This is a genomic window from Candidatus Eisenbacteria bacterium, assembly GCA_016867495.1.
Lineage (GTDB): Bacteria > Eisenbacteria > RBG-16-71-46 > CAIMUX01 > VGJL01 > VGJL01.
This window is the reverse complement of record VGJL01000010.1, coordinates 1-13,672: the sequence shown is the minus strand read 5'-3', so window position 1 is coordinate 13,672 and position 13,672 is coordinate 1. Positions and strand designations below refer to the sequence as shown.

Annotated in this window: 13 protein-coding genes; 1 reads left to right on the top strand and 12 read right to left on the bottom strand. The window is 65.7% G+C overall.

Annotated elements, in window-relative coordinates; translation table 11 throughout:
* The first annotated feature begins 13 nt into the window (after positions 1–13).
* Entirely contained in the window at positions 14–589 is a 576-nt protein-coding gene (locus tag FJY88_02865) for a PTS sugar transporter subunit IIA (GenBank protein ID MBM3286281.1), read from the top strand.
* 63 nt (positions 590–652) lie between these two features.
* On the opposite strand, the gene FJY88_02860 is transcribed toward FJY88_02865, so the two are convergent.
* The 12 genes from FJY88_02860 to FJY88_02805 all read right to left on the bottom strand — a co-directional run.
* Positions 653–2,377, bottom strand: a complete 1,725-nt coding sequence (locus FJY88_02860) for an amidohydrolase family protein (protein MBM3286280.1) — start codon at positions 2,375–2,377, stop codon at positions 653–655.
* Positions 2,332–2,736 (bottom strand): hypothetical protein, encoded by a 405-nt coding sequence (locus tag FJY88_02855; GenBank protein ID MBM3286279.1) that lies wholly within the window; start codon positions 2,734–2,736, stop codon positions 2,332–2,334. Before FJY88_02855 ends, FJY88_02860 begins: the two co-directional genes overlap by 46 nt.
* Positions 2,737–2,835: 99 nt before the next feature.
* Positions 2,836–4,278 carry a 4Fe-4S dicluster domain-containing protein gene (locus FJY88_02850; protein MBM3286278.1) on the bottom strand — a complete coding sequence of 481 codons (1,443 nt, stop codon included), beginning with the start codon at positions 4,276–4,278 and terminating at the stop codon, positions 2,836–2,838.
* Positions 4,279–4,318: 40 nt separating this feature from the next.
* Positions 4,319–4,483: a zinc ribbon domain-containing protein gene (locus FJY88_02845; protein ID MBM3286277.1), complete on the bottom strand. Its 165-nt coding sequence runs from the start codon at positions 4,481–4,483 to the stop codon at positions 4,319–4,321.
* A gap of 49 nt (positions 4,484–4,532) precedes the next feature.
* Positions 4,533–6,971, bottom strand: a complete 2,439-nt coding sequence (locus FJY88_02840; GenBank protein ID MBM3286276.1) for a hydrogenase iron-sulfur subunit — start codon at positions 6,969–6,971, stop codon at positions 4,533–4,535.
* Positions 6,972–7,005: 34 nt separating this feature from the next.
* A complete protein-coding gene (locus tag FJY88_02835) occupies positions 7,006–8,166 on the bottom strand; it encodes a (Fe-S)-binding protein (protein ID MBM3286275.1) in 1,161 nt (386 codons plus the stop codon).
* Positions 8,163–8,786 carry a hydrogenase iron-sulfur subunit gene (locus tag FJY88_02830; GenBank protein MBM3286274.1) on the bottom strand — a complete coding sequence of 208 codons (624 nt, stop codon included), beginning with the start codon at positions 8,784–8,786 and terminating at the stop codon, positions 8,163–8,165. The genes FJY88_02835 and FJY88_02830 overlap by 4 nt, the downstream gene beginning before the upstream one ends.
* Positions 8,672–11,623, bottom strand: coding sequence for a CoB--CoM heterodisulfide reductase iron-sulfur subunit A family protein (locus tag FJY88_02825; protein ID MBM3286273.1), 2,952 nt, complete (start codon positions 11,621–11,623; stop codon positions 8,672–8,674). The genes FJY88_02830 and FJY88_02825 overlap by 115 nt, the downstream gene beginning before the upstream one ends.
* An 18-nt stretch (positions 11,624–11,641) precedes the next feature.
* Positions 11,642–11,983, bottom strand: coding sequence for an FAD-dependent oxidoreductase (locus FJY88_02820; GenBank protein MBM3286272.1), 342 nt, complete (start codon positions 11,981–11,983; stop codon positions 11,642–11,644).
* Positions 11,902–12,495 (bottom strand): pyruvate ferredoxin oxidoreductase, encoded by a 594-nt coding sequence (locus FJY88_02815; GenBank protein ID MBM3286271.1) that lies wholly within the window; start codon positions 12,493–12,495, stop codon positions 11,902–11,904. The genes FJY88_02820 and FJY88_02815 overlap by 82 nt, the downstream gene beginning before the upstream one ends.
* Positions 12,488–13,363, bottom strand: a complete 876-nt coding sequence (locus FJY88_02810; GenBank protein ID MBM3286270.1) for a 2-oxoacid:ferredoxin oxidoreductase subunit beta — start codon at positions 13,361–13,363, stop codon at positions 12,488–12,490. The genes FJY88_02815 and FJY88_02810 overlap by 8 nt, the downstream gene beginning before the upstream one ends.
* Positions 13,364–13,380: 17 nt before the next feature.
* A partial coding sequence (locus tag FJY88_02805; protein MBM3286269.1) for a 2-oxoacid:acceptor oxidoreductase subunit alpha occupies positions 13,381–13,672 on the bottom strand: 292 nt, incomplete at its 5' end.

The window sequence follows — 13,672 nt, the reverse complement described above, 5'->3', positions numbered from 1 at the left end:
CCGTAAGGAGCGTATGCGGCCGCCTCCCGCGTGGCCCAGCCATTGCGCCATGCTGGAATGCGGCGTGAGCCGAGGCGATTTCATGAATCTGGCCCGTCTCCTGAGACCCGAGCTGATCAAGCTCGAGATGGAGACCCAAAACCCTCCCCAGGAGGAGCCGCCCCTTCCCCGCGAGCGATACATCTGGCGGGTCAAGGAAGAGGCGCTCCTGGAGCTTGCGCAACTCGTCGAGGCCGGCGGCAGAACGGGGAGCGTGGGAAAACTCCACACTGATCTTCTGAGCCGCGAGAAGAAGGCGAGCACGGGCCTCGTGCGCGGCATCGCCGTTCCCCACGTTCGAACGATTCACGCCAAGGAGCTTCTCTTCGCCTTCGCCCGCTCGAGCCGTGGGCTCGAATTCGACTGCCTCGACGGCCAGCCGGCCCATCTCTTCTTCGTGATCGTCGCCCCGCCCTATGACGACGCGCAGTATCTGAAGATCTACAAGCAGATGGCGGTTGCCTTCCAGACCACCGACGTTCGCGAGGCGTTTCTGAAAGCCAAGGACGAGGGGGAAGTCATCCGCGCGATGCGTCTGATGGGGGACTGACGGGAGCCCAGCCCCGCGGAACGGGCCGAGAATCCGGAGCCGGCGGAGAAGCCGGCGGGCCCGCTACCGAATCAGCTGGATCTTCGCGCCCGAGGCTCGCGTGCCGCCGTCGAGGCGAACGAAGTAAACGCCCGACGCCACTCTTCTCCCGGCCTCGTCCCGACCGTCCCAGACGGCGAGGCGATCCGCAGCGCCCCGCGTTCCTGCGAGGAGACCACGAACGATCCCTCCACGCCCGTCATAGATTTCAAGACGGGCGGGACCGCCGCCCAGGCCGCCAAGCTTGAGCGTCGCTGATCCGCGAGAGGGATTGGGCCAGACCGAGAGCGAAGGACCGCCAGCATGGGCCAGATCATCCGCGCCGGCGGCCGAGCAGTAGTAAGGGCCGAGAAACGCGCAGACCCGCGGAAGGGCATGGCCGTAAGCCTCCTCCAGCTCCGAGATGACGAGGGACATCGCCTTGTCGGAGGCCGGAATCGCGAAGGCGTCGACCTGAACAGCCAGCATCTTCTCGCGGCCACAGATCTCGATCTCCTCCATGCTCTCCAGGAACGGGAACTGCGTCATCAACTCCTGATCGCCGTACATCGGCCGGCCGCTGACGACGGTCAGTCGCACGTCGGCCGGATCCGCGGCCAGCAGCGCATCGTAGGGGCTCTGCGGGTCGCCCGGAATGACCAGGCAATCCGCCTGGAACCCTGGCGCAAGCTTGCCGGTCCTCTCGTGGAGCCCCATGGCTTGCGCGGCGTTGCGCGTCGCGAATAGGGCGAAGTCCTCCGCCGTCAGCATGCCGCCCCAGAGGGAGACGTTCAGCGCGTAGCCGTACTTCATCTCCGCGAGCATGTCCCGGCATCCCGACTCGGTCCAGTCGGGAGCGATCGCGACATTCACGCCGGCGGCCAGGGCCTGGGGGATGTTCGGCGATGCCGCGTACAGATACCAGTTGCTGGCCGGCGCCCAGACCAGGCTCGCGCCGGCCGCGGCCATCTGCGTCCACTCGCTCGGACCGTAGGGAACGCCGTGGAGGATCGTGGTCCGCCCATCGAGCATGCCCCAGTCCCGCCAGGTGTAGAACTCCTGCAGCGCGCCGGCGTTGATCCCCTCCGACAGGTGGATGACGAAGCGCTCCCAGTACTCGCCGCGCTTCTGCGTCCAGAACGCCTGGGTCTCATTGAGAGGAAACACCGAATCAAAGACCCTGCTGGGAAACCGCTCGGCATTGCCGATGCCGATTCCTTGGTGGGCGAAGTAGTCGTAGGCAGGGCCGTTGCAGTTGGTGCTCTGGATCATCGTGGTCCCGGCGCACAACGCCCTGACCTCGGCAAGCTTGTAGGCGTTCGAGGTCTGCGCGTCGGAGCCTCCATAGTTGCGCATGGCGTAGTACTGCGTCTGGAAGTCCGCATAGAGCGGATGCGCGCGCCACTCAGAGCGATCGTTGAAGGTCCGGTTGAACGGGATCAGGTCGAGGATGTTCCAGACTGCATGATTGTGGGCGTCGATCAGGCCCGGGAAGATCAGACCCTCGCAATCGACGATCGGCACTCCCGGCGGTTCGGCTTGCTGTATGGCGACGATCCGGTCGCCTCGGATGATCACGTAGGCGTCCTGAAGGACGCTCAGGCCGTCATCCATCGTCACGACGGTCCCGAGAAGCGCATAGGAAGGTATGACCTCCCCACTGATGTCGGCCGTCGTCCTCGGCTCGACCTTGAATGCCCCGCTCGTGAAGAAGAGGACTCCGGTCAGGGACTCCAGCGCATCGCCGATCCGGGGGCATTCACGGGCCATGGGGTCAGGGCATTCCCCTGGGAGAGTCGGGTGTAGCTCGTAACGCTCGAGATGCGCGTCATGCCTCCGGACTCGAATACCGTTCCGCTCAGCCCTATCTCGTCGCCGACCTTCGGTCCGTCTCGGGTGGAGTAAACGTAGATGGCATGCCAGGGTCCTGCTTCTTCGGCGACGACATAGCCGCTGACGAAGATCGCTGTGACGATGCCCGAGATCGTCACCGACTGACCCACCATGGGGGAGTTGCCGGACGGATCGGTCGTGTACTGGATGTCGTAGATCGCAGTTCGGGCGGGTGCGGACCCCGACAACAGAAGCACGAGAGCCGCGGCGATTGGCAGACACACGAGAGATCTCATCGTTGGGCCTCCGGATGTGGATCGCGCGCAGACCAGTATAGCACAAGGGGGCTGGGAGACTACACCTGCCGGAGCCGGGGCGGCCGCCGGAGCCGGGCCTTATTCAAACCTCTTCAAGCACTCCGGCTTGAAGCGCTGCCTCGCGAATCCCAGCTTGTCGTAGGAAACGCCCTGCGCGAACGCGAGAAGCTGGAAGTAGTAGACGGCGGGCGTGCCGAACTCCTCCCCGAACTGCGCCGCGATCTTCGCCTGCCCGTGATCGAACTGGCCGAAGCAGGTCGGGCAGATCAACCCCAGAAGGTCGGCCCGCTCTTCCCGGACGGCGCCGAGGAGATCGTGCATCATGTTCGAGGGGATGTCCTCCGCCTGACAGGCCTTCCCGCAGCACAGGTGCCAGTTCCTGTGGCGGACGGGCTTCGCCCCCAGCGCCTCGACTAGGTTCTCCATCACGATCGGGTTGTTCGGATCATCCACCGCCATGATCTTGCTCGGCTTCAGAAGATGGCAGCCGTAGTGGATCGCCACGTTGAGCCCTTCGAGAGGCCGAACGACCGACGCCCTGACGGCTTCATAGCCGACGACGTCCCTCAGCAGGGTCACGATGTGGCGAATGCGGCTTCGGCCCTCGTACCTCTTCCCGATCCTCGCCAGCCTCTCATTCACCCGAGCCCGCAGCGCATCGTCATGAAGAAGGTGGTAGGTCTCCGAAAGGGTCGCCGTGCACCCGGAGCAGTTCGTGAACAGATCGACGCCCTGCTCCTCGGCCAGGCAGAGATTGCGGGCGGCGACGCAGAGCCACGACAGCTTGTCCTTGGACTTGAAGTAGATCGGATCGGGGCAGCAGGAGGCGCCCTCGAGGTCGACGATCTCGATGCCGAGGTTCAAGAGCGTATGGCGAATCGCGAACTCCATCGCCGGATGCCTCACGGGGATCAAGCAGCCGGGGAAGAAGGCGAAGCGGCGCGAGCCTTGCGAGTCGGTGGAGGTCGGGGCCGGCCTCCGCGCGATCTCGGGGAACTCGGCCGCCGTGGCGATCACCGGTCCCGCCTCCGGTTCGATGAGCGCTCGAACCTCCTCCATCGGGACATCCATCAGGGGAGAGAGGCCATATGACTCCCGCTGCCGATTGACGGCCGATGTCATCGGGGTCGTTCGACCGCTCGACTCGAACGTCCGAATGACCTGTTCCACGGGCTCGGGGCAGATCCCGCGATCGGCAAGCATGTTTTTCAGGGAGATGATGACCTCTACCGGCTTCACCTCCTGCGGGCATCGCTCATGACAGTTGTAGCAGTTGGTGCACTCCCAGAGGATCGACTCCTTCGTGAGCAGCTCATCGCCGAGGCCGTAGAGAACCTTCAACATGATCTCGCGCGGATTGAACCGGTTGCCGCTGTAGGTCGTGGCGGGGCAATCGCCCGCGCAGGCCCCGCACTGGTAGCAGTAGCTCGCGAGGTTCCCCTCGATCTTCTTCGCCAGCTCTCGCTTGAAGGCGAAGTCGACCCGGACGGCTCCCTCCCGGCCTTCGTCGTTGCCGATCATCGGGCCCCGCCTCCGATCCCCTTCTTGCGCCGATCCCCGTTCATCCCTGGAGCGACTCCCTGGCCGCCGGCCTCTTCTTGAGGTGGCGAATGCTGTTGGAGCGGCACTTCGGACAGGATCGCTCCTTGTCCTCTCCCTTCTCGACGGCCTCCTCGTACTCGTGGCCGCACATCATGCATCGGAACTTCTCGATCGTCGCCCCCATTCGTGCCTCCAGTTGGGCTCGCTTCGCCCGCGCAGCGGGTCATCTCGGCCTAGCCTACGACCTCCTCCACCGCCACCTTCCTCGGCTTCGGCCGCAGCGCCTTCCGCGCGTGTTGGATCTCCTCCGCCGTCACGGTGCGCCGCAGCTCCTCCATCTGCTTCATCACCTTGGCGAACTTCTGTCCTTCAGCGGCGCTGATCCACTCGAGCTGAAGCCGCTCCGGGCGCACCCCCGCCGCCTCCAGCTTGTCCCAGAGGCGTTGCATCCTCTTGACCGTCTGGCGATTCGCGTTGATGTAGTGGCAGTCCGCGTAGTGACAGCCCGAGAGGAGCACGACAGGCGCTCCGCAACGGAACGCCTCGAGGACCATCTCTTCCGAGACCCGGGCCGAGCACATCGTCCGAATGACGCGTCCCGTCGCCGGATACTGGATCCTCGAGATCCCCGCCATGTCGCCCCCCGCATAGGAGCACCAGTTGCATGCGAAGGCGAAAACCTTCTCCTGCGGACGATCGGCCAGGATCGCCCTCACCTGCGCCAGGATCTGATCATCTGTGAAGTGGCGCATCGTGATCGCCCCGAACTGGCAGGTCGCGCCGCACGCGCCGCAGCCCGCGCACGCCGCCTCGACCACGACGGCGACGTCTCCCTTCTTCCAGACGATCGCGCCATAGGGGCAGACCGCCGCGCAGAGTCCGCACTTCTTGCAGGCCGCTTCGTCGATGCGGCTGGTGATCGCCTCGATCTTGATCCGTCCCGCGTTGAGGAGCGCCCCGCCGCGCGACGCGGCCGCGCCCGCCTGGCAGACGGCGTCCTTGATGTCCTTCGGCGACTCGCAGAAGCCGGCGAAGTAGACGCCCCGCGTCGGAGCGTCGACCGGCTTGAGCTTGGGATGCGACTCCATCAGGAAGCCGTCCGAGGTCCGCGAGAGGGTCAGCATCCTGCATATCTTGTCCAGGTCCTTCCGGGGCTCGACGCCGACGGAGAGGATCACCATGTCCAGCCCGTGGCGCTCGATGCGGCCGGAAGTGGTGTTCTCCACGGTGATGACGAGATTGCGCGTGACCGGATCCTCCTCGATGTCCCCCGGCAGCCCGCGGACGTAGCGCGTTCCCGCTTCCTTGGAGCGCTGGAACATGTCCTCGAACATCTTTCCGAAGGCGCGGATGTCCTGGTAGAAGACCGTGTTCTCCACGTCCGGATAGTGGTCCGCGAGCAGCAGCGTGTCCTTCACCGTGTTCATGCAGCAGATATTGGAGCAGTAGGGGCGGCCGATCTTCGGATTCCTCGAGCCGACGCACTGGATGAACCCGATCCTCTGGGGCCTCTTCTGGTCGCTGGGCCGGACGAAGTGCCCCGCCGTGGGCCCCCCCGCGCAGATCAGGCGCTCGAACTCCATCGACGTGATCACGTTCTCGAATCGCGTGTATCCATACTCGTCCATCTCGGTGGGATCGTAGACATCGAGGCCGACCGCGACGACGATCGCTCCGACCTCGCGCGTGACGATCTGATCGCGGTCGTCGTAGTTGATCGCCTTCTTCTCGCAGACCTCGGCGCACTTGCCGCAGGCGAGCGGATTGTTCCCCAGGCAGTCGTCCATGTTGAGGACATAGGAGCATGGGACCGCCTGCGGGAAGGGGATGTAGACCGCCTTGCGGGACGAGAGCCCCATCTGGAACTCGTCCGGCTTGACTACCGGACAGATCTTCGAGCACTCGCCGCAGGCGTTGCAGAGCGAAGGGTCCACATAGCGCGCCTTCTTGCGGATCTTGACCGTGAAGTTGCCGACGTAGCCGGAGACCTCTTCGACTTCGCTATAGGTCAGGAGCTCGATTTTCTGATGCCGACCGGCATCGATGGCCTTAGGGCCGAGAATTCATATGGAGCAGTCCATCGTGGGATAGGTCTTGTCTAGCTGGGCCATGATCCCGCCGATCGACGCCTCCTTCTCGACCAGCACCACTCGATGCCCGGCATCGGCGAGCTGCAGGGCCGCTTCGATGCCGGCCACGCCGCCCCCTATCACGAGCGCCTGCTTGGTCACCTGGACGCTCATCTCTTCCTGCGGCTGCAGGAGCCGGGCCCGCGCCACCGCCCCCGCCACGAGATCCTTCGCCTTCCACGTGGCGCCATCCCGATCGGTGGGATGGACCCAGGAGCAGTGCTCCCTCAGATTGGCCATCTCCATCAGATAGGGATTCAGGCCCGCCTCGTAGACGCACTGGCGGAACGTCGGCTCGTGCTGCCTGGGCGTGCAGGATGCGACCACGACCCGGTTCAGCCGGTGCTGCTGGATCGCGGTCTTGATCTCGTTCTGGCCCGGGTCGGCGCAGGTGTACTTGTTGCGTACGACGCAGGCCACGTCCGGCAGCGTGCTTGCGTACTCCGCCACGTCGGCGCAGTCCACGGCGCCCGCAATGTTCAACCCGCAGTCGCAGACGAAGACGCCCACCCGGACGCCGTCGTCGGTCTGCTCGCGTATCATCGGTCTCTCCCCTTCCTCTCAGCGGCCGTCTCGTTTACTCGTTCGGAGCGAGGGCCTCCGCGACGATCTCCGCAAGATCCCTCATCTCGATCTGCACTTCTTCCCCGACCTTGGGATCCTTCATGGCGCATCGAAAGTGGATCTGGCACTTCGGACAGGCGGTGACCAGGACCTCGGCGCCCGTGGCGCGCGCTTCCCTGAGGCGCGACACCTGGATCTGCTTCGCGAAGCGGTCGCAGTCCGACCAGGTTCCTCCGGCGCAGCAGCCCGCGGCGGCGCGCGCGTGACGCATCTCTATGAGCTCGACCCCGGGGATCCCCGCAAGAAGCTCCCTCGGGGGGTCATAGATCCCCAGATGCCTACCCAGGCGGCAAGGATCCTGGTAGGTGACCCGCAGCGGCTCCCTCGCGGCGATGCGAAGGTCCGGGAGGCGCTCGAGCAGATAGGTCGAGATGTGGACGATCCTCGGCGCCTTCCCTTTGAAGCGCGGGGCGTAGTCGATCGACCATGTTCTAAGGCACTCGGCGCAGGAAACGACGAGGGTCGCCGCTCCGCTCCCGGCGACAAGGTCCACATTGTGCTCGGCGAGCCGCTCGAAGCTCGCGCGATCCCCGTTCCAGAGGAGGTCGTGGCCGCAGCAGCGCTCCCGGGGCGAGACGACCGGGACGATCCCGAGACGGTTGAGCGCCCTGACGGCCGCCTCGGTCCCGCGCAGCGCGCGCGACTCGAGCTCGGGGAAGAAGGCGTCGTAGTACATGGAGCAGCCGGTCCAGTAGAAGACCTCCCCCTTCTCGGGGTCGGCGCGGAGATCGCTCGGCATCCACCCCATCCGGTCCTGCTCGGTCTTGCCTCCGGCCATCATGCGCATGACCGACTGCAACGCGCCGCCGTGCGGACACTCGGGCTCGACCCCTTCCCGATGAGCCATCTCGCGGAGCAGGAGCATGAGATCGGTGTAGCGCACCTGCGCCGGGCATCGCTGGTCGCACAGCGAGCAGGTGAGACACGCGTGGATCTTGCCGTCGCTCAGGATCTCATCCTCGTGGCCGAGAACCGTCGCGAGGACATGACGGCGCGGGCTGTAGTCGCGCCCGGTCCGGCTCACGGGGCAAGTGGCCGTGCACTTGCCGCAGTCGTAGCAGGCCCACGCCCTGGACCTCCCGGCCGCCTTGAGCAGATCTTGCGTCAGCGTCATGGCTCGGTCTCGCCTCTTGCCGGTTGCGCGGCCGATCGCCGTCCCGCGCTCGCTCCGAGCGGGCTAGGACCGAGCCTGCGAACCGTGTCGGTGAACTCCCCGATCACCTGTGCGAACCGGGCCCCTTCCGCCGCGCTGATCCACTCGAGGCGGAGGCGCCCTTCCTCGATCCCGAGGAGACGGACGACCTTCTTCGTCTTGTCGAACTGCTCGACGGCCCGATGATTCCCGAAGATGTAGTGGCAGTCGCCGAAGTGGCATCCCGACACCAGAACGCCGTCGGCCCCCTTCTCGAACGCCCGCAGGACGAATCCCGGCTGGATCCTCCCCGAGCACATGACGCGGATGATCCGGAAGTGGGGCTGCTGCTGGATCCTCGATACTCCCGCGGTGTCGGCCCCGGCGTAGGAGCACCAGTTGCAGGCGAAGACGACGATGCTGGGATCCCAGGACGCCCCGGAATCCCCGACGCGAGGGCGCCGCGCGGCCGGCTTCAGGGCCCCGCTCACGGCGCCGCCTCCTCGGCGAGCAGCTCGTCGATCATCGCGAACACCTGGCGGTCGGTGAAGTGCATCGCCGTGATCGCCCCCGAGGGACACCAGCTCGCGCAGGTGCCGCATCCCTTGCAGACCGACGGGTTGATCCTCGCGACATGCACGCCCTCCGCGATCTCGACGAGGACCGGCGCCTGGAACTCGCAGATCTCGACGCACTTCCCGCAGCCGCGACAACGCGCCTCGTGGACCGCCGCGACGGTGGGATCGATCTTCACCTTCTCGTGCGCGAGGAAGACCGCGGCTTTCGCGGCTGCGGCCGACGCCTGGGCGACGGAGTCGACCAAGTCCTTCGGGCCCTGCACGGTCCCCGCCAGCAGAATCCCCTCCACGACCGTCTCGACGGGCGCCAGCTCCGGATGCCTCTCCATGAAGAAGCCGTCGAGGCCGACGCTCGCCTTGAGCATGTCGTGAAATCGATCCGTGTCGGGCTGCCTCGGGCGCATTCCGACGCTCAGGACGACGAGATCGGCGGGAACCTCCAGCTCGCGCGCGAGGAGGTCGTCATGGCAGCGGACCGCCTCGGCCCGCTCGCCGCCGATCACCTCCACGGCGCGCTCGGGCGGTATCCTGACGAAGAGGATCCCGAGTCCGCGCGCCTCGCGGTACATCTCCTCGGCTCCCGTCGAGATCGTGCGGATGTCGCGGTAGAAGATCGTGGTGTCGATACCCTGGCGGGACAGGATCATGGCCTGCTTGATGGCCGTGGGGCAGCAATAGCGCGAACATCCCGGATAGCCGTTCGGATCGCGGGATCCGACGCAGAGGATGAAGGCCGCGCTCTTCGGCTTCTTCCCCTCGATCAGGATCTCCTCTCCTGATCCGGTGAAGAGCCGCTCCAGATCGTCGCTCGTCAGAACGTTCGGCAGCCTGCCGTAGCCATGCTCGCCGGCGGGGTCGTGAAGGTCCGCGCCGATCGCCAGGATGATCGCTCCTGCGGGAAGAACTTCGCTGGTCGGTCCTTTGAGCGTGGCCTCGAAGCTCCCGACGAACCCCTTGATGCCGGCGACCTCCGTCTCGAGCAGAACCCGCGCGCCGCTCTCTTCCAGCCGCTGGAGCTTCTCGCGCAGCACGTCCCGGGCCGCCCTCATGTTCGGATAGAGGTGCTTGAGGCCCTCCCCCGCCAGTCTGCCTCCAAGCTCCTTGCCCTTCTCGACGAGGGTCACCGGGAAACCCTGGGCCGCGAGATCGGTCGCGGCCTGGATCCCGGCGATGCCGCCGCCGATCACGAGAGCGCTGCGCGTCATCGGCGCCTCGCCCTCGGCGAGCGGGGCGAGATGCCGCGCGCGGGCGACTCCCATGCGGATCAGAGCCCAGGCTTTCTCTTGCGCCGCCTCCGGCTCGTTCGCGTGGACCCAGGAGCACTGATCCCGGATGTTCACCATCTCCAGCAGGTATGGATTGAAGCCCAACCGCGCGCAGGCCCCGCGGAAGACCGGCTCATGCGTCCGCGGCGTACAGGCCGCGACGACGATCCGGTTGAGCTTGTGCTCGCGGATCATCTCCGCCAGCTCGTCCTGTCCCACCGAGGAACAGGAGAAGAGATGCCCCTTCGACGCGACCACGTCGGGAAGCCCGGCCGCGCGGCCTACGAGCCCTTCCACGTCGAGGACGCCGCCGATGTTGATCCCGCAATGGCAGATCATCACCCCGATCCGAAGGGGACCCGAGAGATCGAGCGGCTCCACCTCTTTCTCGCGCTTCTCGCTCCGGTGTCCGGCCAGGAACAGCTCGGCGCGCGCGGCGGCGGCCGATGCCTGCGCTACGCAGTCCGGGATCACCTGCGGCCCCACCGAGCTTCCGCAGACATAGATCCCCTCGCGCGTCGTCTCGACGGCCGAGACCGCCGGATCCTCTCTCGCCATGAACCCATAGGCGTCGGTCTCGATCCCGAGCATCCGCGCCAGGTCCAGCGCCCCCTCGTTCGGCGCCGCGGCGACGGAGAGGACGACGAGGTCCGCCCGCATCCGCTTCTGCGCGTGCTCCAGCGTGTCCTCCACGAAGATCTCCAGACTCCCGTCCTCGACCTGCTCGATCTTGGCCGGGCGTCCCCGGACATAGACCGCGCTTCGCTCGTTCCTCGATCGCTCCACGAACTCGTCGAAACCCTTGCCGAAGGCCCGAAGGTCGGTGTAGAGGATCGTCACTTCCTCGACTTCGGGATCGTGCATCCTGATCAGCATCGAGTCCTTCACGGCGTTCATGCAGCAGAAGCGGCTGCAGTAGGGCCTTCCCCCCTCGCCCCGCGCGCCCACGCACTGGACGAAGACGATCCGCTTCGGCGTCGTCCGATCGGAGGGACGCACGACGTGACCGAGCGTGACGCCGGAGGCGTTGAGCATCCGTTCGAGCTCGAGGCTCGTGATGACATTCGGGAAACGTCCATATCCGTAGTTGCCGAGCTTCCGCGCGTCGAATTCCTGGAATCCGACGGCGACGAGGATCCCGCCCACGTCGATCTCCCTCTCCTCCGGGAGCATGTCGAAGTCGACGGCATCCACCAGGCAGGACTTCATGCAATGCCCGCACGGCAGGAAGCGGAGCGGATAGTCGGCCTGCTTGCGCTTCTTGACTTCCTGAACCTTCTCGAGGGTCTTCTTCTGCTTCTGGCTGAGGAAGGGCGTGAAGTTGAGGCAGGCCTCCGGATCGATGACATACGCTGCCGGCACGGACTGGGGGAAGGGGCGGTAGATCGCCTTGCGGGCCTTGAGCCCCACGTCGAACTCGTTGCCCCCGACCATCGGACAGGTATCGACGCACTGCCCGCAGGCGACGCACTTGTCCTCGCGGACGTAGCGCGGGTTCTTTCGGATGCGGACGCGAAAGTCCCCCGGCGCGCCTTCGCACGCGATGACTTCCGCATTCGTGACGACCTCGATCAGCGGATGCCGACCGGCATCCATGGCCCTAGGGCCGAGAATTCAGATCGAGCAGTCCATGGTGGGGAAGGTCTTGTCGAGCTGGGCCATGCGGCCGCCGAGCGACGGCGACTTCTCCACCAGCGTCACGGGTATGCGCGCGTTCGCGAGATCCAGCGCGGCCTGAATCCCCGCGATTCCGCCTCCGATTACGAGCGCGCGCTTCTCCGCCACCGCTTTGGGGGGACTCTGCGCGCGCGGGCGCCGTGACCTCATTCTCAATTGCCTCCTGAGACTCCTCTGTTGCAACCGGCGCTGCGGCCTCAGGCCTTGTCGGCTTCCTTCAAGGCGCTCTCCTTGCGCGCCGGCCCGCCCGGGCCGTATTCCTGCTCGAAGGCCTCCCATCCCGCCTCGAAGGCCTTCACATTCAACTCCTCCGTGCCCGCCGGAACCGATGCCTTCACGGCCTCCCGCATCTGTTCCCGTGTGACGATCTTCGTCACCGCGGTGAAGAACCCGAGCATCACGATGTTCTGAACGATCGGCTTGCCCATCGATTCGGCGATCCAGGTTGATCGGACGCCGAAGCTCCGCTGGCCCGGCTTCGCTGTGGGGTGCACGAGATCTTTCTCGTAGATCAGGGTCCCCTCGCCGTCCAGCTCGTCCGAGAACCTCTGGTATCCCTCGGAAGACATGACGACGAGGATGTTGGGCTTCTTGATGTAGGGATAGAGAACCTCGACGTCCGCGACGACCAGGGTCGCGCTGCACGAGGATCCTCGGGCCTCGGGGCCGAAGCTCTGGACCATCGTCGCGTGCAGGTCGGAGTTGATCGCGCAAGCGCGTCCGATGATGTACCCGCACAGGACAACCCCCTGGCCGCCGAATCCCGTAATCCGAATCTCCGTCCTACTCATGGATCCAGCCTCCCTCGGGCGACATCGGCACGTACTTCTCTCCGAGCACCTTCTTGTAGTGCGCCATCATCATTTCCTGGAAGGTCGGGCGCTCCTCGTCGATGAACTTGCCGCAGATGATCCGGTCCTGAAAGGCGATGTCCAGATCCCGAACGTCGGCTCCGTGCTGGATCTCGGCGTTGTCGTGATAGAAGCGCATCAGATCGTACCCGGTGCCGAGCTTGTTCAATCGCGCATAGAGGGTCGAGCAGGGAGCGATCACCTCGATGAACCGGAACCCCTTCCTGCCCAGCGCTTCTCGGAAGGACTTCGTCAGCCGCCGCACATGCAGGCTCGTCCAGCGCGCGACATAGGTGGCCCCGCAGCTCGCCGCCAGATGGGGCAGATTGAACGGCCTCTCGTAGTTTCCGAAGGGCATCGTGGAGGTCTTGGCCCCCGGCGGAGTCGTGGCCGCGTTCTGCCCGCCCGTCATCCCATAGATGAAGTTGTTGACCAGCACGATCATCAGGTCCATGTTCCGGCGCGCGGCGTGGATAAAGTGATTGCCGCCGATGCCGACGAGGTCGCCGTCGCCTGAGAAGACCGTGACGAGGAGTTCGGGCCGCGCGAGCTTCAATCCCGTCGCGAACGGGATCGCCCGCCCGTGCGTGCTGTGGAAGCCGTCGAGCTTCAGGTATCCCGCGACTCTCCCTGTGCAGCCTATGCCAGAGACGACCGCCACCTTGTCCAAGTCGAGCTGCGACTGCTCGAGCGCCGTGGCGTAGCACTTGACCACCGTGCCGATGCCGCAGGTGGGGCACCAGATGTGCGGCATCCTGTCCATCCGGATGTAGGGAGCGATCGGATGCTCTTCGAGCGGAAGCTCCATCCTGCCCAGGATCGTGCTCATCGCTTCACCCCCAGGATCGCCTTCAAGATGGCTTCGGGATCGTGGACACCGCCGCCGCCATGCGGCACGTGCACCGTCCCGGCGGCCCCGGCCGCGCACCGCTCCACCTCGAGCGCCATCTGTCCATAGTTGATCTCCGGGACGACGAAGGCTTTCGTCTTCCGGGCCAGATCCCGGATCCGCTTCTCGGGGAACGGCCAGACGGTGATCAGGCGCAGGAAGCCGACCTTGGCTCCCTCCTTGCGCGCCAGATCGATGGCCATCCTGGAGACGCGCGCCGTGATCCCG